General features: G+C 71.8%; 16 protein-coding genes and 1 tRNA gene. 5 read left to right on the top strand and 12 right to left on the bottom strand.

The window, feature by feature from the left end:
- Window positions 1-9 precede the first annotated feature (9 nt).
- From QIT00_RS18320 to QIT00_RS18305, 4 genes are all read right to left on the bottom strand, one after another.
- Window positions 10-561 (bottom strand): copper chaperone PCu(A)C, encoded by a 552-nt coding sequence (locus QIT00_RS18320; protein WP_282536363.1) that lies wholly within the window; start codon window positions 559-561, stop codon window positions 10-12.
- Window positions 558-1,229, bottom strand: coding sequence for an SCO family protein (locus tag QIT00_RS18315; protein WP_282536362.1), 672 nt, complete (start codon window positions 1,227-1,229; stop codon window positions 558-560). Before QIT00_RS18315 ends, QIT00_RS18320 begins: the two co-directional genes overlap by 4 nt.
- A gap of 82 nt (window positions 1,230-1,311) precedes the next feature.
- Complete coding sequence (locus tag QIT00_RS18310; protein WP_282536361.1) at window positions 1,312-2,061, bottom strand: YcnI family copper-binding membrane protein; 750 nt, start codon at window positions 2,059-2,061, stop codon at window positions 1,312-1,314.
- Between the two features lie 174 nt (window positions 2,062-2,235).
- Complete coding sequence (locus tag QIT00_RS18305) at window positions 2,236-3,081, bottom strand: hypothetical protein (RefSeq protein WP_282536360.1); 846 nt, start codon at window positions 3,079-3,081, stop codon at window positions 2,236-2,238.
- Between the two features lie 221 nt (window positions 3,082-3,302).
- Between QIT00_RS18305 and QIT00_RS18300 the strand changes: the two genes are divergently transcribed.
- On the top strand, window positions 3,303-3,785 hold the full coding sequence (locus QIT00_RS18300; protein ID WP_282536359.1) for an ATP-binding protein: 483 nt from the start codon (window positions 3,303-3,305) through the stop codon (window positions 3,783-3,785).
- A gap of 6 nt (window positions 3,786-3,791) precedes the next feature.
- Here QIT00_RS18300 and QIT00_RS18295 read toward each other — a convergent pair whose 3' ends face one another.
- From QIT00_RS18295 to QIT00_RS18285, 3 genes are all read right to left on the bottom strand, one after another.
- Entirely contained in the window at window positions 3,792-4,667 is an 876-nt protein-coding gene (locus tag QIT00_RS18295) for an alpha/beta fold hydrolase (RefSeq protein WP_282536469.1), read from the bottom strand.
- 212 nt (window positions 4,668-4,879) lie between these two features.
- Window positions 4,880-6,340, bottom strand: coding sequence for an aminopeptidase P family protein (locus tag QIT00_RS18290; RefSeq protein ID WP_282536358.1), 1,461 nt, complete (start codon window positions 6,338-6,340; stop codon window positions 4,880-4,882).
- Between the two features lie 144 nt (window positions 6,341-6,484).
- Entirely contained in the window at window positions 6,485-7,750 is a 1,266-nt protein-coding gene (locus QIT00_RS18285) for a PP2C family protein-serine/threonine phosphatase (RefSeq protein ID WP_282536357.1), read from the bottom strand.
- A 750-nt stretch (window positions 7,751-8,500) separates the two neighbouring features.
- Between QIT00_RS18285 and QIT00_RS18280 the strand changes: the two genes are divergently transcribed.
- Window positions 8,501-9,184, top strand: coding sequence for a bifunctional DNA primase/polymerase (locus QIT00_RS18280; protein ID WP_282536356.1), 684 nt, complete (start codon window positions 8,501-8,503; stop codon window positions 9,182-9,184).
- Between the two features lie 92 nt (window positions 9,185-9,276).
- Window positions 9,277-10,023 (top strand): hypothetical protein, encoded by a 747-nt coding sequence (locus QIT00_RS18275; RefSeq protein WP_282536355.1) that lies wholly within the window; start codon window positions 9,277-9,279, stop codon window positions 10,021-10,023.
- A gap of 245 nt (window positions 10,024-10,268) precedes the next feature.
- On the opposite strand, the gene QIT00_RS18270 is transcribed toward QIT00_RS18275, so the two are convergent.
- The 3 genes from QIT00_RS18270 to QIT00_RS18260 all read right to left on the bottom strand — a co-directional run bounded on the left by QIT00_RS18270 (window position 10,269) and on the right by QIT00_RS18260 (window position 13,039).
- The gene (locus tag QIT00_RS18270) at window positions 10,269-11,246 is read right to left on the bottom strand and encodes a DUF5926 family protein (RefSeq protein ID WP_282536354.1); all 978 of its coding nucleotides are present in this window, start codon (window positions 11,244-11,246) and stop codon (window positions 10,269-10,271) included.
- Between the two features lie 213 nt (window positions 11,247-11,459).
- Window positions 11,460-12,074, bottom strand: coding sequence for an ATP-binding protein (locus QIT00_RS18265; protein ID WP_282536353.1), 615 nt, complete (start codon window positions 12,072-12,074; stop codon window positions 11,460-11,462).
- Window positions 12,075-12,214: 140 nt separating this feature from the next.
- Window positions 12,215-13,039, bottom strand: coding sequence for a glycerophosphodiester phosphodiesterase (locus QIT00_RS18260; protein WP_282536468.1), 825 nt, complete (start codon window positions 13,037-13,039; stop codon window positions 12,215-12,217).
- Window positions 13,040-13,305: 266 nt separating this feature from the next.
- Between QIT00_RS18260 and QIT00_RS18255 the strand changes: the two genes are divergently transcribed.
- Together QIT00_RS18255 and QIT00_RS18250 are read left to right on the top strand one after the other, a co-directional pair.
- Complete coding sequence (locus QIT00_RS18255; protein ID WP_282536352.1) at window positions 13,306-14,871, top strand: S1C family serine protease; 1,566 nt, start codon at window positions 13,306-13,308, stop codon at window positions 14,869-14,871.
- Between the two features lie 122 nt (window positions 14,872-14,993).
- Window positions 14,994-15,078 (top strand) — tRNA-Ser (locus QIT00_RS18250).
- 90 nt (window positions 15,079-15,168) lie between these two features.
- Here QIT00_RS18250 and QIT00_RS18245 read toward each other — a convergent pair.
- Together QIT00_RS18245 and QIT00_RS18240 are read right to left on the bottom strand one after the other, a co-directional pair.
- On the bottom strand, window positions 15,169-15,612 hold the full coding sequence (locus tag QIT00_RS18245; RefSeq protein WP_282536351.1) for a cytidine deaminase: 444 nt from the start codon (window positions 15,610-15,612) through the stop codon (window positions 15,169-15,171).
- 751 nt (window positions 15,613-16,363) lie between these two features.
- Window positions 16,364-17,263 (bottom strand): bifunctional DNA primase/polymerase, encoded by a 900-nt coding sequence (locus tag QIT00_RS18240; RefSeq protein ID WP_282536350.1) that lies wholly within the window; start codon window positions 17,261-17,263, stop codon window positions 16,364-16,366.
- Between the last annotated feature and the right edge of the window lie 236 nt (window positions 17,264-17,499).

Here is a 17,499-nt window from a genome sequence, read left to right as displayed (position 1 = left end):
CGTCTTCCCTCAGTGGCTGTTCGGGTTGTGGGTCGGATCCATCACCTCGAGCTCGGCCTTGACCGGCGCGGACTTCTCGAAGTGCAGCTCGACGGCGATCTTGTCGCCCTTCTTCGGCATCTTCTTCAGCTCGAGGAACATGATGTGGTTGCCGCCGCGCTCCAGCTTCAGCGTGCCGTTCGCGGGGATGTCGAAGGACTTCGCCTTCTTCATCTTCTGGCCGACGGTTTCGTGGATCTCCGCCGACTTCGACACGTCACTGGTGACCGACGTGAGCTTGTCGGCGCCGCCCTTGTTGGTGACGGTGAGGAAGCCGCCGGCCATGTCCTTCGTGACGGGCTCGGGCATGTAGCCGCCGGTCACGTCGAGTCGGGGCTTCGCGTCCGCCGCGACCTGCTCCTTCGACGAACCGGCCTTCTCGGAGCCGCCGGAGGAACCGCAGCCCGCCAGCGCCAGAGCCGAGGCGACGGCTATGGCGGCGACGAGGGTGGTGCGGGTGGTGCGGGTGGTGCGGGTGCCGCGTGTGGTGCGGGGGGTGGCGGGGGTGGTGCGGGGTGTCACGGGTTCTCTCCCTTGATGATCTTCGGCAGGTCCTTCACGTAGTCGTCGGCGGTCGCTTCGTCGCCGTTGTAGAGGACGTAGCCCGCGTCGCTCTTCGGGGAGAACGCGATGACCTGCTTGCCGTGCATGGACGTGATCGAGCCGTCCTTCTCCTTCTTCGGCGCATCGATGCTGATGCCGAGGGTCCGGGCGCTCGCCTGGATGGTCGGGAAGTCACCCGTCAGACCGATGAACGAAGGGTCCTGCGCCTTCAGCCACTTGCCGAGCTCCGCCGGAGTGTCCCGCTCCGGGTCGGTGGTGACGAAGACGACCTGGAGGGCGGCCAGTTCGTCCTTGGGGAGCTTCCGCGCGAGGCGCCGCTTGGCGTCCGCGATGTTGCTCATGGTGAGCGGGCAGACGTCCGGGCAGTGCGTGTACCCGAAGTACATCAGCACCGGCTTCCCCTTGGTCCGCTCGCGCAGGTCGAACTCCTTGCCCTTGGTGTCCTTCAGGACCAGGTCCGGCTTCTCGAAGGGCCGGTCGAGCACGGTCGCGGCCTTGTCCTGCGCCTGCGCGGACACGTCCGCGACGGGCTGGTCGGAGTCCGCGCCACCGGTGCCGCACGCCGACAGCGTCAGCGTGGCGGCGGCGAACAGGGCGGTGACGGCGAGAGCGGTCTTCTTGCGCATACGGGTGTTCCCATGGGTGTCTCGTGATGGCCCGGTGAACGGCGGGGGCGTACGGATGCGCCCCCGCGCGGCACCGGCTGTCTCAGCTCGCGGACTCGCCGCGGCGGCGCCCGGCCAGGACGCCGAAGGCCACACCGGCGGCGCCGACGAGGATGCCGGCGACGCCGAGGCCGCGGGCCAGGCCGTCGCTGCTGTCGCTCGCGGCCTGCTCGGTGGCGCCCTCACCGGACTTGGCGTCGTCCGAGGCCTTGTCGGCCTTGTCGGCCGCGGCGTCGTGGCCGTGACCGTCGGCCGCCTCGGTGAGCTTCAGGACGGGCGCGGGCGACTCGGGCTCCGGCGCGCCCTCCTGCGGCTCCTCGATCCAGCGGACGACCTCCTTGTTGGAGTACGTCTGCAGGGCCTTGAAGACCACCTGGTCGGCGTCCTCGGGCAGCGCGCCGACCGAGACCGGGAACTGCTGGAACGTGCCGGGCTCGATGCCCTTGTCGTCCGCGGTCCAGGTCACCTTGGAGACGGCCTCGTCGATCTTCTCGCCGTGCATCTCGATCGGCTTGTCCAGCTTGGACTTGGTGACCTTCACGTCCCAGCCGTCCACCGGCTGGGGCATGACGGAGGCGAGCGGGTGGTCGGTCGGGAAGCTCACCTCGAGCTTGGTCGTCGAGGCGTTGTCCCGCTCGTTCGGCACCTTGAAGTTGACCGTGGCGTAGCCGCCCTTCGCGGCCTCACCCTGCGGCTGCACGCTGACGTGCGCGAAGGCGGGGGCGGACAGGACGAGTACGGCGGAGGCGGCGACGGCACCGGCGGCGGCCACACGCTTGAGCTGACGGTTCATGACAGACATGGCAGACAAACTCCACTTTCGGCAGTGGGAACGGTGAAGGGCGCGCGGCCCACCCGCCGGCCGGCGGGGCACGGGCACACGACGCGGAAGCACGCGGCTGGCGCCCAGGGGACACGGGGCCACGCGCGCGTGGCGCGGCTTCCTCCGTACTACCGAAGGGCCGCGTCAGGCAGCGAGCGTGAACGCCTCTGCGGGCGGGCCGCGCCTGATCACCGTGTCATCGAGAACCGCCGTACGCGGCTGCCACGGCACCTGGCGTGCCGTACGCACCGCGCACGGCAGGCAGCCGAGCAGCGTCCGCAGCCCGGCCCGCAGCAGCAGCGCCAGCGCGAGCGCCGCCCGCAGCGGACGCACGAGCGCGCCCTCCTCGATCCCGTACGCCGCGTACGCGGACAGCTCGAAGAGCCGCACCAGGGCGAGGTCGCCGCGGCGCAGCAACCAGCCCGCGGCGATCCCGGCGAGCAGGTGCCCGAGCAGCATGGGCACATCGGGCGCGAGCCCCGCACCCATACCGGACGCCGCCCCCTGCGTGGCCGCGGCCTCGCCGTGCTGGTGCGCGGCGACCGCGGAGTCCGGGTCGATGCCCGAGGTGCTCAGGATCCGGCGGGCCTCCGTGGGGCTGATCGCGGCGGCACCCGCACCGCACACCAGCCGGGCGGCCTGCGCGATCAGCGCACTGTCCGCCGAACTCTGGGCGACGTGCGAGCCCTGCTGCCCGATCCCGAACAGCGCGTGCAGCCCGAGCTGCCCCAGCGTCAGCGAGACGGCGATGCCGGGCGTCGAACGCGGACGTCCGGCGAGCGGCAGCGCCACCGCGAGCACGAGCAGGAACCCGATGCCGAGCGACCACAGCGGGACCGTGGCACAGGAGGCGAGAGCGTGGCCGCCCGCGGACAGCGCGACGCAGACCGTGGCGAACACCGCGGCCCGAAGCGCCCGAAGGCTCACTCCGGGGCGGGTCTCGCGCGTCTCACGCGCCGCGCGCAGGGTGCGCGGAAGGGGGGCAGCCATGACCGGGTCATCATCGCACTGGCCCCGGTCGCTCCATACGGCAGGTCCGCAAGGTCCGAAAGGTCGGCTCCGGTCCTGTGGGAGGGATGATCGCTCCCGTACCTCGCGTCGCGCCTCCGCGCATCCGCCGTATGGGCGGCATCACGTCAACTCTGCGCTTATATGCGGTTGGTCGCGGCAATAGGTATCGGTATGTCGAGCCGCAGCCAGGAGGCTTCAGCATGAGCATCTGGTGGTCCCTCCACTTGCGGCGCGAGGCTGCGAGCGTTCCGCTCGCCCGGCGCCATCTGCTCGGCACGATGGAGACGGCCGGCGTCGATCCGGACATTTCCTACGACCTCTCGGTCGCCCTCAGTGAGGCCTGCGCCAACGCCGTCGAGCACGGCGGCCGCGACGACCGGATGTCCGACGGCACGGCCCCGCACGTCGGCTCCCCCGGCGGTTTCAGGGTCACGGCCTATCTCGACGGCGACATGTGCCGCATCGAGGTGGTCGACTCCGGCCCCGGCTTCCCGCCCGCCGGCCACGGCGGCCGCCCGGTCAGGACGCCCGGCGCGGACGCGGAGCACGGCCGCGGCCTCTTTCTGATCCGGGAGATCGCCGACCACGCCTCGTTCGACAACAAGCCGGGCCGCAGCGGCGCCGTGGTCCGCTTCGACAAGATCCTCAAGTGGCGTGCGAACGCTCCGCTGGTGAGCGTCTGACCGCCCTCAGAGGGTCTCTTCCCGGACCTCCCCGAGGGGCCCGGACATGAGGAATCCGGACATGGGGAATCCGGACATGAGGAATCCGGATATGAGGCCGAGCCAGTCCCCGGGGCGTTCCGCGAAGGGCAGATGGCCCGAGTCGAGTTCGGCGAAGCCCGCACCCGGCAGCAGCGCCGCCACCTCGCGATGGTGCTCGGGCCGGACCAGCAGGTCGGCCGTGGTCGAGACGACCAGGGAGGGGATGCCTCGCCGGGCCACCGTGCCGAGGTCGTCCCGTACATCCACGCGCGTGATCAGGTCCGTGTGCTCGGCGGTCCCGGCGGGCAGGGTCTCGCGCGCCCCCGTGAGCGCCGCCGCCAGTTCCTCAGGGGTGAGGGCCGCGAGGGCCGCCGGGCTGAGGGCCTTCGGGAGCATGAACTTCGCCAGCGACTCGTGCTGCCCCGCCGCGTACAGGTCCCGCCAGAGCTCGGCGTCGAGCCGCAACCGGGCGTCCGGCCGGGCGAACGCCGCCGTCAGGACGAGCCCCGTCACCCGCCCCGGATGCCGGGCAGCGGCACGCACGGCCACGGCGCCGCCCAGTGAGTACCCCGCGATCGCGAACCGTTCGAGCCCTTCCGCGTCCGCGGCACCGACCAGCTCGTCCGCCAACTCGTCGAGGGAGAGCGGGTGTTCGGTGCGCGGCGTGGCCCCCGTGCCCGGATAGTCCACGCCGACGACGGTGCGATGCGCGGCCAGGCCGTCGAGCAGCGGGCCGAAGTTGGCCTCGACGCCGCCTCCCGCGCCGTGCGCGAGCAGCAACCCGGGACCGGAGCCCCGCACGGTCCGGGCGTACGGGGCGGCGCTGGGCGCAGGAACCCGCGCAGGCGTGGGTGCGGCCATGGGCTTGGGCATGTGCGTGGCCATGGGCGTGGACATAGGGCTCCCCCTCGTTCGGCGTTCGCATTCCGTATCGACCCCTACAGAAAGACCGTAGCACGCTTTCTGTATCGACCACTAGGGAAAAACTCCCGCTACGGAAAATCCCGCTCGGCGAACGACAAAGGCCGGTCGCCCCCGACGGGGGCGACCGGCCATGAGTCGGAAGGGTCGGCTCAGCCCTTCAGCTCGGCCATCCACTGCTCCACATCCTCCGACCGGCGCGGCAGCGCGGCCGAGAGGTTCCTGTTGCCGTCCTCGGTGACGAGGATGTCGTCCTCGATGCGGACGCCGATGCCGCGGTACTCCTCCGGCACCGTCATGTCGTCCGCCTGGAAGTACAGACCCGGCTCGACCGTCAGGCACATGCCGGGCTCCAGCGTGCCCGCGACGTACGCCTCGGTGCGGGCGACCGCGCAGTCGTGGACGTCCATGCCGAGCATGTGACCCGTGCCGTGCAGGGTCCAGCGGCGCTGCAGACCCAGCTCAAGGACCCGCTCCACGGGGCCCTCGACGAGCCCCCACTCGACCAGCTTCTCGGCGAGCACGCGCTGCGCGGCGTCGTGGAAGTCGCGGAACTTGGCGCCCGGCTTGACCGCCGCGATGCCGGCCTCCTGGGCCTCGTACACCGCGTCGTAGATCTTCCTCTGCAGCTCGGTGTAGCGGCCGTTGATCGGCAGGGTGCGGGTCACATCGGCGGTGTAGAGCTCGTTCGTCTCCACGCCCGCGTCCAGGAGCAGCAGGTCGCCGGAGCGGACCTGGCCGTTGTTGCGGACCCAGTGCAGGGTGGTGGCGTGCGGGCCGGCGGCGCAGATCGAGCCGTAGCCGACGTCGTTGCCCTCCACACGGGCGCGCAGGAAGAACGTGCCCTCGATGTAACGCTCGCTGGTGGCCTCGGCCTTGTCCAGGACGCGTACGACGTCCTCGAAGCCGCGGGCCGTGGACGTGCAGGCCTGCTCGAGCTGGGCGACCTCGAAGGCGTCCTTCACCAGGCGCGCCTCGGAGAGGAAGACCCGCAGCTCCTCGTCGCGCTCGGCGGTGACCTTGTCGGTCAGGGCCTTCTCGATGCCGGCGTCGTGACCGCGTACGACACGCGTCGGGCCGGTCGACTCGGCGAGCGCGGCGGGCAGCTCGCGCACGTCGGAGGCGGGGATGCCGTAGAGCTTCTCGGCCTCGGTGAGGGAGTTGCGGCGGCCGACCCAGAGCTCGCCCTGGCCGTCCAGCCAGAACTCGCCGTTCTCACGGTTGGAGCGCGGCAGCAGGTAGATCGTCGCCTCGTGGCCGTCGTCCTTCGGCTCCAGGACGAGGACGCCGTCCTCCGTCTGGTTGCCGGTGAGGTACGCGTACTCGGTGGACGCGCGGAAGCTGTACTCGGTGTCGTTGGAGCGGGTCCGCAGGTTGCCCGCGGGGATCACCAGGCGCTCGCCGGGGAAGTGCGCGGACAGCGCCGCGCGGCGGCGGGCGGTGTGCTCGGCCTGGGGGACGGGCTGCAGGTCGTGCAGCTCGGTGTCGGCCCAGCCGGACTGCATGTTCGCGGCCAGCTCGTCGGACACGCCCGGGTACAGGCCGTTCTTGCGCTGCTTGATCGGCTGCTCTTCAGACTCGTCCGGGGTCTCCGGGGTGAGCTGTTCGGCCACGGTCTGCCTCCTCAGTACGACACTGGACCGCTCTCCATCGTATGTCCGTACGGAAGACGTCCCAGAGCCTTTAGACCTATGGCCAACGTCACCTAGGGCGCACGATTCGAAAACCGTCTCTCTAAGAGGCGTCCAGCAGACCCGTCACTCGAAGCGGGCCGCCAGCATCACCACGTCCTCACGGCTGTCCGCCGCGTCGAGGCCGTCCGGCAGTACCGTGCGCAGCACATGGTCGACGATCGCACCCGGGTCGTGCCGGATCGAGCGGGGTACTCCGGCCGCCGCCGAGTGGAGCCGGGCGAAGGCGCGGTCCATGGCGTCGCCGGTGCGGTGCAGCAGGCCGTCCGTATAGAAGAGAACGGTTTCGCCAGGTGCGGGGGACAGGTCGACGCTCGGCGCCTCCCAGCAGGCCAGCATCCCGAGCGGAGCGGAGAGCGAGGTCTCCACGAACGCGGTGCGCCGCTCGCCGACGATCAGTGGAGGCGTGTGTCCGGCGCCCGCGAGGACGATCTTGCGCTGGTGCGGCTCGCAGTAGGCGAAGAGAGCGGTCGCGCTGCGCGCCGGTTCGGTCAGCCGAAGGAGAAGTTCCAGATCGGACAGGACCGCGACCGGGTCCTCGCCCTCCATCACGGCGTACGCGCGCAGCGAGGCGCGCAGCCGCCCCATCGCCGCCACCGCGCTCGGCCCCGATCCGGTGACCGAGCCGACCGCGAGACCGAGCGCGCCCTCGGGCAGCGGCAGCGCGTCGTACCAGTCGCCGCCGCCGCGCGGTCCCGTGCGGTGCCGGGCGGCGAGCTGGACCCCGGCGACCCGCGGCAGCCGGCTGGGCAGCAGCTCCTCGGCGACGGTCGCAAGGGTGGTCCGCGCCCGCTCCAGTTCGAGCAGGCGGGCCAGGTGCTCGGTCGCGTACCGCGTGTAGAGGCCGACCAGATGGCGCTGGTGCTCGACCGGTTCGGCGGGCTCGTCGTACAGCCAGACTGCGGCGCCGAGCCTGCCCGCGGCATCGGTGGCGAGGGGGACGGCGTAGCTCGCGGCGTAGCCGAGGCGGGCGGCGACCTCGCGGTGGCGGGGGTCGAGGCCGTCATCGGAGAGCAGATCGGGGCTGGCGATCTCGGTCTCGCCCTCCGGCAGCCCGTCGAGAATGCGGCCGTACGAGGTGGCGCTGCGCGGCACGGTCTCGATGTGCCCGAGGTCCGCGTGGGCGAGGCCGAGACCGATCGTGGTGTCGGGGCCCTGCCCGTCGGCGGGTTCGAGGACGACGAGGCCGCGGCGGGCGCCGACCAGGGCCGAGCCCGCGCGCAGCAGTTCCTGGAGCGCTTCGTCGAGGGAGGCGGTGCGGGTCAGCCGCTCGGTGAGCTCGTGCAGCGTGGTGAGGTCCGAGACCCAGCCGGCGAGACGGTCCTGGAGCACGGCACCGGCGGGCGGCGGGGGCGGACTCGCCGAGGTGGAGCCGGGAGAATTCTGGACGGACGCGGCAGTCTGCGCAGGAGAAGGAACCGTTGAGTCGATTCCAGCCACATTCGGAAGGTGCGGGGCGTTCATGGCGTCCGGCTTTCGGGCCGGTGCGTATTGCTCAATAGCATCGCAAACCCCCTGTCATTCTGCGCCGTCAGCAGTGCCTCCACATGTACACGGCCCGGTGATGGGATGTCCAGCATTGTCCGGATGGGAATGCTGGTGTCCATGGGGTTTCAGAGGTCTGGCGGAGTGTGTGAGGCTGCTTGTGAAGCGAAATACAAGTTGGCTGAAAACTGACAGCAGTAAGGGCATATTGCGGTCGACTGGCCTCGTTCAACACGGCGTCACAGCGGTCGTGATGGGTACGTAATCGGTGTAGGGCAGGGGCAGTTGGGCCGTCCCGGAACCTGGCACCGGACCTCCGCGTCTTAACCGGCGGCGGCCGCTCCCCACTCGTTCGAGGGTGGAAACGGCGGGACTGCGAGCACAGCGAGCAAACGCACACGGCATACGCAACGGCACACAAACGCCATGCACGCGCCACCCTCCGCCAGGCTTTAATGGAGCACAGCCAACGCTCGACCCAATTGGGGTTCCCCATGCTTGAGCTGGGGTGTGAAGCGCCGACTTGTACGCACGGTGAACAGATGCACGCATGGTGTGATGTGGCCCTCGGCGTTCAACGGAAAGGAACGAGCGCTCATGCGCGAGATCCTCGGAAGGCGACGCAAGCTCCTGTCGAACCTGTCGAACCTGTCGAAGCGGACCAAGGGCAGGCCTGAGCAGATCAGCGCGGCACTGACCTTTGCCACGGCGTGGCAGTGGCCGGTGCTTCCCGGAGTCGGACCCAAGCAGACCGGCTCGCCCGGCTGCGCCTGCCCGGACGCCGACTGCGCCCAGCCCGGTGCGCACCCCTTCGACCCCGGCCTCCTCGCCGCGTCCACCGATGAACGCCTGGTCCGCTGGTGGTGGACCAACCGCCCCACCGCTCCGATCGTCCTGGCCACCGGCGCCCCCGGCCCCTGCGCGGTCAGCCTGCCCGCCCTCGCGGCGGCCCGCGCCCTCGGCGAGCTCGACCGCGCCGACCTCCGCCTCGGCCCGGTCGTCGCCACCCCCGAGCGCTGGTATCTGCTCGTCGCGCCCTACTCCCTCGCCCGGCTCGGCGAGTTGCTCTACGCCAAGGACGAGGTGCCCGGCTCGCTCCGCTTCCACGGCGAGGGCGGCTATGTGGTGCTGCCGCCGTCCGAGACCGGCCGCGGCCAGGTCCGCTGGGAGCGCGCCCCGCTGCCCGGCTCGGCCCGGCCCTGGGTGCCCGACGTCGAGGCGGTCGTGGACGTCCTCGTCGAGACCCTCACTCGTACGGGTGTGAGCGCGCCCGAGATGTAGCGGAAACGGGCGCGGGTCGCTCCGCCGCCCTGTGCTCCGCCGATATCTTCGGGCCCATCCCTTCCCCCGTAGCAGTCGAGCAGGTGGGTCCCATGCAGCGCGCTCGCTTGGCGGTGCTCGTCGCCGCCGTGGCACTCACCGCCTCTCTTCCTTTGGCCGGGGCCCTCGCCGGACCGGTGAGCAACGCCACCTCCGAGGCCGTACGGCAGGAAACGGACGTACGGCGGGAAGCAGGCGTACGGCGGGAAGCAGGCGTACGACAGGGATCAGGCGCACGGAACGAAGCAGGTGTGCGGCGGGAGGCCGCCGAGCCGAGCGGGGCCGCCGAGCCGAGCCGGGCCGGCGGGCAGGCGGAGGAAGGCGCGCAGGTCGAGGGCGGCGCGCAGCAGGGCAAGAACCGTGGGCCGAAGGGTGCGGAGGCGCCCGGCGACGGGCTGCTCTCCGGGCTCGGCCTCACCAGCGCCGCGCAGTGCGGACCCGAACTTGTCTCCCCCGAGGGTGTGGAGGCCCAGACCTGTGTGCTGGCGCAGAGTGGCGACATCTGGGCGCGGACGTACTACCGCAATGCGACCGGTGAGCAGCTGCGCACCGTGCTGACGCTGATGGGGCCCGGCGGGCGGAACGTGCAGATGCACTGTGCCGTCGGGGCCGACGACGAGCCCGGTGTCTGTGAGACCCCGCGCGAGCCCGGGCAGGGGGAGCCCTCGGCCTATACGGCGATCGCGGAGTTCGCGGCCCCGGAGAGGGCTGAGGGGGATGAGCGGGCTGAGCGGGAGGTCGCGGAGCGGCCGCTGCTGTTGCGCTCCGGGAGCAACTCGCCCCACACGCCCAGGAGTTGAGCCGGGAGCAGGCGCCGGGCCTGGCGGGGAGCTGAACGCGGGATTCCGCGGAGAAGACAAGCGCCCGGTTGCTGGCGACGGGGGATGCACCAGCAACCGGGCTACCTGAACGGTAACAAGAGATCGGCGGTTCGCAAATTCGATCTCTGCTATTCGGACACGGATTTACCTGTGCTTACCGGGAGTTGTGACGCGAGTCATATGTTCCCGGCTGCTTCAGGGCCGTTCCGGACGTGTCCGACGGGTCAGTTCAAGGTGACCTGGCGGTTGGTGAGGCCGCCGCGGGCCCGGCGCTCCTCGGTGGTCAGCGGGGCGTCCGTGGCGAGCGCGGCCGCGAGGCGCTCGGCGAACTCGGCGGCGGGCTTCTCCACGTCAGCCGCCTGCACCGTGCTCGGCAGGTCCCAGACCGGCACCATCAGGCCGTGCGCACGGAAGGAGCCGACCAGGCGCGTGCCCTCGCCGAGGCCGGAGGTGCCCGCGGCGTGCAGCCGGGCCAGGGCGTCGAGCAGCTTCTCCTCGGGGTGCTGCATGACCCAGCGCAGGTGGTTCTTCTCCGGGGTCTCGCACCAGTACGCCGCGTCCACACCGGCCAGCTTGACGGTGGGGATCGCCGCGGCGTTGGCGCGCTCCAGGGAGGCGGTGACGTCCGGCGTGGCGTTCTCCGAGTCCGGGATCCAGAACTCGAAGCCCGTGTGCACCACCGGCTCGAAGGGCGCGGCCGGGTCGAGAAGGTCCTGCAGACGCGGGCCGTCGGCGGGGGCGCGGCGGCCGCTCACCGGCTTGCCCGGCTCCGTCTCCAGGGCCTGCAGCAGGGTGTCGGCCAGGTCACGGCTGAGGTCGCCGGAGGCCATGTCGTTCTGCAGGCCGATCAGCACCGAGCCGTCCTCGCGGCGCAGGCCCGGCCAGGCCATCGGAAGCACCGTGGCGAGCGTGACCGACGGGACGCCCTCCGGCAGCCCGTCCTTGAGGGTGAGCTCGGCGGTCGCGGCGGGCACGAGCTCGCGCAGCGCCACCCAGTCCCCCTCGCCGGACAGGCCCTCGAAGGGGCGGTGCACCAGCTCGGTCACGGCGTGCGCGGCGGCGCGGCCGTGACAGGCCTTGTACCGGCGGCCGGAACCGCAGGGGCAGGGCTCACGGGCACCGACGACCGGGATCTCTCCATCGGTGAGCTGTGCCTTCTTGCCCTTGGGCTGGCCCTTGGTCTGGGGGCGCTTCTTGGCCATCGTGGGTGTCTCCCGGTGACGTCTTCCTGCGTACGGCGCGAGCCTAGCCGTTCGTACGCGGAGACCGGGTTGCCTGTGGATAACCCGGCCGGGGAACGAGCCGGGCCGCGCTCACCCCGCCGGGACCGCCGAGCGAGGGCCGGGCTACGACCGGGCGACGGCCGGGCGATGGCCGGGCTACGACGGGGCGACGGCCGGGCGATGGCCGGGTGCTCAGGCCAAGTCCTCGAAGGGGTCCGCGAATTCGAGCCCGGCGACGGCCGCCGGGGCAGCGACGCGCGTAGCGAAATCCGTACGGCACGTGACGTCCTTCAGGACGACCCACACGGTGACTTCGCCCGTCGCGCCGTCCCTGACGCCCCAGTCCTCCGCCAGCGACGTGATGATGTTCAGCCCGCGGCCGCCATGAGCGGTGACCGAGGGCGTGGCCGGAACCGGTCGGGTGGGACCACCGCCGTCCGTCACTTCCACCGTCAGACGCCCCGCGGGTTCCACCCGCCACGCGGCCCGCACGTCTCCGTCTCCGACCATCGAACCCCGGCCCAGCGGCCGGCCGTGCCGGCACGCGTTGCTGAGCAACTCCGACAGGATCAGGACGGCATCGTCAATGACCGAATCCGACACCCCGCTGATGCGCAGCTGATCCCGCATCCGGTGTCGTGCCTCGCCCACGCCCGCAGGGCCATGGGGTACGGCCATGCTTGACGACGCGGGCACCTCCTGTGCCACCACCAACGCCACCCCCGAGACCTCCTTTGCCCCACGCCACGGTGTGAATGCCCCACTGGACTGAACCGGAAACCGGCCAATCCACCTCCGGTGACGCACTCGTGACGATCGCGTACCGACTGAACGCGCCGGTGCACTCTGCGTGAGTGACGGGAGAGGCGCCTGAGCGTTGCCCGACCGGCCTTCCGGGGCGCGGGATGCGGCACGCGCGCGTAGTGAGGGATGCGGCGTACGGGGCCTCAGGTGCGGCCGAGTTGGCTGAGCACAGCGCGCGGGCGGTTGGTGATGATGGCGTCGACGCCCAGGCTCACGCAGAGTTCGACGTCCTCGGGTTCGTTCACCGTCCACACATGCACACGGTTTCCGGCGCGCTTGAGCCTCTCGATGTACGCCGGGTTGTTGCGGACGATGCGGATGCCGGGGCCGGCGATGCCGACACCGCGCGGGAGCCGTCCGTCGCGGTGCCGGGGCGAGACGAACTGCATGAGGTAGACGGTCGGGACGGCCGGGGCCGCGGCGCGCACGCGGTGCAGCGAACGCGCCGAGAAGCTCATGACCCGTACCGGCGAAGGGCCTTCGGGCGGCGGCGCGTCCAGGCCGAAGCGCTTCAGGAGGAGCAGTAGCCGCTCCTCGACCTGGCCGGCCCAGCGCGTGGGGTGCTTGGTCTCGATGGCGAGCTCGACCGGGCGGCCCGCGTCGGCGACCAGCTCCAGGAGCCGTTCCAGGGTCAGGACGGAGGTGTCGGCGCGGTCGGGGTGCTCGGTCCAGTCCGGTGACTCGGCGGGCTCCTCGGCGTCGGCGCGGAGCTTCCAGGAGCCGAAGTCGAGGGCGGCCAGATCGGCGAGCTCCAGCGTCGAGACCGCGCCGCGACCGTTTGACGTACGGTTGACGCGACGGTCGTGCACGCACACGAGGTGGCCGTCGGCGGTGAGGCGGACGTCGCATTCGAGGGCGTCGGCGCCGTCATCGATGGCCTTCTTGTAGGCGGCGAGGGTGTGTTCAGGGGCCTCGTCCGAAGCGCCCCTGTGCGCGACGACCTGAGGGACCCCGGCGGAGGGTCGGATCGGGCCCGCGGGAGGTGTCTGTGGTGCGGAAGTCACCGCGTCATGGTGTCACTCGTGGAGCGTCCCCCGTGCGGCCCCTCGGGGGGCGGGTGCGCCCGTTTGGTCCGACATAAAGGTTGAGGGCAGGACGCACAGGTGCGGCTTATGGTCCCCTGACGTCCCATGGGAAAAGCTGAAACCACACAGTGGGAAAAGCTGAACTGCAACGGGACAACCGCACAGCCGGGTCAGGACGACCCGGCGCCGTGGATCGAGGAGAGAGAGCTGTGAGCACCGAGAACGAGGGCAACGAGGTCAACCCCGCCCCGTCCGCACCTTCCGTGCCTGTGCCTCCGGCGGCCGCTCCCGACGCGACGTCCGGCACGGAGTCGGCACCGACCGAGCAGCAGCGGACGGTCTCGGCGGACCAGCAGCGACCGGTTTCGGCCGAACCCGGGAACCCGGATCAGCAGCACACCGCGCCGCTCCCGCCCGTGCCGCCGACTCCGCCGGGGCCCGCCCCGGGGCCCGCCCCGGGGCCGCACGCCGAGGGTGCAGGTGCAGCGGGTGCGGGTGCAGGTGCAGGTGCAGGTGTCGGTGCCGGTGCGGGTGCAGGTGCAGGCGCCGGTGGGCCCACGCCGCCCACTCCGCCCGCCGTGCCCGCGTACGCGTACGGGGGCGGTGGCAACGGGTGGGGCGCGAGCTATCAGCCGCCCCCGCCTGTGCCCGGCCGTCGCAAGGGTGGGCTCGTCGCCGGAGTTCTGGCCGCCGCGCTGCTCGCCGGTGGCATCGGCGGCGGGGTCGGGTACTGGGCGGCGGAGCGCAACGACTCGGCCGTGGACTCGACCACGGTCTCCGCCTCGGACACCCCCGCCGACCTGAAGCGTGATCCGGGCACCGTCGCGAACATCGCGGCGAAGGCGCTCCCCAGCGTCGTCACCATCGACGCACAGGGCGGCGGCGCGCAGGGCGAGGGCGGCACGGGCACCGGCTTCGTGTACGACAAGCAGGGCCACATCCTCACCAACAACCACGTGGTGGCGTCCGCCGCGGACGGCGGCCGGATCCAGGTCACGTTCTCGGACGGCAAGAAGTACGAGGCGCAGGTCGTCGGCCTGGCGCAGGGGTACGACGTGGCGGTTCTGAAGCTCAAGAACGCCTCGGGGCTCAAGCCGCTGCCCCTCGGCAACTCCGAGGGCGTGGCCGTGGGCGACTCGACCATCGCGATCGGCGCGCCCTTCGGCCTGTCCAACACCGTGACGACGGGCATCGTCAGCGCCAAGAACCGCCCGGTGGCCTCCGGCGACGGCACGGGTGCGAAGAACTCGTACATGAGCGCGTTGCAGACGGACGCGTCGATCAACCCGGGCAACTCGGGTGGACCGCTGCTCGACGCGCGCGGTGCGGTGATCGGCATCAACTCCGCGATCAAGCCCGCGGAGACCGGTGGCGGGCTCGGCGGCGGTCAGGGCGGTTCGATCGGCCTCGGTTTCGCCATCCCGATCAACCAGGCGAAGAACGTCGCCGACCAGCTGATCAAGACCGGCAAGGCGGTGTACCCGATGATCGGCGCCTCGGTCTCCCTGGACCAGTCGACGGGTGACGGTGCGCGGATCTCCGACGAGGGCGTGGGCGGTTCGGCTCCGGTCACCAAGGGCGGGCCCGCGGACAAGGCGGGGCTCAGGGCGGGCGACGTGATCACCCGGCTCGACGACCGCCCGATCGACAGCGGCCCCACGCTGATCAGCGAGATCTGGACCCACAAGCCGGGCGACACGGTGGAGTTGACGTTCAAGCGCGGCGGCGAGGAGCGCACCGTGGACGTCGTCCTCGGCAGCAAGGGCGAGGACTGAGCGAACGCGCGGCCGTGGGCCCGGTTTCCGGATCACGCGATCCGGCTCCGGGCCGAACGCCCACGGCAGCCCCGGAGGCCGGTAGGCTGTAGCCCGCTCCGCAGCAGGTGAGGCGGGGCGAGGGTGGGTTGCCCGAGCGGCCTAAGGGAACGGTCTTGAAAACCGTCGTGGCGCAAGTCACCGTGGGTTCAAATCCCACACCCACCGCGGGTGTTGAGGGCCCTGACCGGCAGGATCGGTCAGGGCCCTCGTCATGGCCGAAGGTCAGCCGTGGCTGTCACGTGGGGCGGGCGGGCGTCACTCGGAGTGCTGTGCCTGGGAGGGCCACTGCCCGTCGGCGAACTGCGGGCCCCAGTAGTACGGGTTCACTTCCGCGAGCGTCCGCGCCTCCCACCGGGTGGGATCGCCCTCCTGTGGGACGCCGACCTCGACGGACGGGCCCCACAGGGCGAGACGCTCCTGGCAGATGCCGCAGGGCGGCAGGATCAGCACCCTGTCCCGCTCCGGGTCGCGGCAGACGCAGACGGAGGCGGTGACGGCGCGGTTCTGCGTGTAGGCCTGGATGAACGCGCCGGCCTCCTGGCAGAGCGTGACCGAGCCGTGCATGTTGTCGAGGCCGACGCTGGTCAGGATGCCCCCGTCGGCGAGCCGTACGGCGGCCGCGCCGCCGGGTTCGTCCGAAGGCCAGCGCCGGTCCATGAGCTCCATGGCCGCGTCCACGAGCGCCTGGTCGAGTTTCATGGGCGGGAGTCTGACATGGCGGGCCCGCTTCGAGCTTCTTCGAGCAGCAACCGGAGGGCGGTGGGGGTCAGTTGAGGCCGGGCCGTACGGGGTGGGCGGGCGCCGAGGGGTTCCGGTGACCGTAGACCGCCGGGCCCGTACCGTGCGCGCCGACGAGTTCCGGTGACCGCAACCACCGGTCGCGCCGGGCAGGTGACCGCCGACCGCAAGCACCGGACGGCACCGGTCAGCTGATCGCCGACCGAACCCGGTGACCGCCGACCACCGGACGCGCCCTCCAGCTGACCGCCGACCGAACCCGGTGACCGCCGACCACCGAGCCGCCCGGGGCAGCTGACCGCCGACGGATCCGGTGACCGCCGACCGAAACCGGCGACCGCAGACCACCGGAACGCGCCACCCAGCTGCCCGCCGACGAACCCGGCAACCGCCGCCCGATCCTGCGACCGTCGACGAATCCCGGCGATCGAGGCCCCGCCCCGGCAACGGGATCCGGCGACCGCCGACGAACCCGGCAACCGAGGCCCCGCCCCGGCAACGGGATCCGGCGACCGCCGACGAACCCGGCAATCGAGCCCCCGCCCCGGCAACCGCCACCCCGCCCCGGCAACCGCCACCCCGACCCAACAACCGCCGACCAGATCCGGCCTGACCCGAAACGCCTACTCCACCCCCGCTCACCCCCAGCCCCACCCGAAGGGCCCCCACCCCCACTCACCCGAACCCCCGCCCACCCGAAGGGCACGCCCCCTCACCCGAACCCCCGCTCGCCCACCACCCGAGCCGCCGAAGCGATCGTCGCTCGTGCTTCGTGGGGTGCCAGGCCTGTTTGGGTGGCCGCCGTGGTGAGGCGGGGGGCCAGGGCTTCGCCGATGCCGGATTCGTACGCGCGGCAGGCGGCCCAGAAGAGGCGGGTGTTGCGCTGGCCCGTGCGCGCGCCGAGGACGAACTGGATCAGGCCCTCGCCCTGCGCGGCGCCCGCCGGGCCACCCGTCGCGGAAGCGGAACGCGTGCGGGGGCGCGGTGGCGGCGTGAGGAGGCGGAGGAGGGAGCGGGGGCAGGGGGCGGGCGCGAGGTGGGCTGTGCCGGGAGCCGTGGCGTACACCCCGTGTTCGGTGCGGGAGCCGGGGCCGACGAGATAGCCGCCCGCACCCCGGACGTCGATTCCGGGGGCGAGCCGGCTCGCGGAGTTGGGGACGACGACGTCGGGCGGTCCGGAGAGCCAGAGGTGGCGGCCGCCGCTCGGGGTGAGGACGACCACCGTGTCCGGGATCGTGAAGAGGTGCCGCAGGGCCAGCTCGCGCAGCGTCGCCGAGCAGTCCGGGCCGTCGGGCCCCGGCTTGTCGTCCAGGTCGATGCCGATGAGGTGGTGCGGGGGCAGGCCGCACGCGATGCCGTACCCCGTGGCCCAGGGGGCGGCCGCGAACAGCTCGCGGATGCGGGCCGGGTCGGTCGTAGCGTCGTAGACCCCGTGGCCCGGGCGGCCGCATTCGCCGTGGCAGGGGGTGGACGGGTGTGGCTCGGCGCGGTGCGGGGAGCGCAGGGCCGGGAGCTTGGTGCGGGAGAGCGGGATGACGGAGAGCCCACGCTCCGCGGCGGACAGGGCGTGGGCGAGGGCCAGGGTGGTGGCGTGCCGGTCGGTGGTGGCCATGACTTCATTTTCGTACGTACGTTCGAAGAAGGGAAGGGGGATTTCGGCTGCGCGCCCTTCTCGTACGGGTGAATCGCACAGAGGGGCGGCCGCTGTGTGGGGGGTGCGAGGCCGGTCGGCGGGGCTGGGCGGGGATCGAGGGCGCGCGGGGGGTTTATCTACTTGTCATCACGCTTGCGGGGGAAGGTCGGGGTGGGGGTGGTTCGGCGGGGGTGCCGTGGGCACCTCTGCTCTCG

It is taken from the genome of Streptomyces luteolus, from assembly GCF_029968015.1.
Classification (GTDB): domain Bacteria; phylum Actinomycetota; class Actinomycetes; order Streptomycetales; family Streptomycetaceae; genus Streptomyces; species Streptomyces luteolus.
Note: the sequence above shows the minus strand (reverse complement) of the source record. Positions and strands in the feature narration are given on the sequence as shown.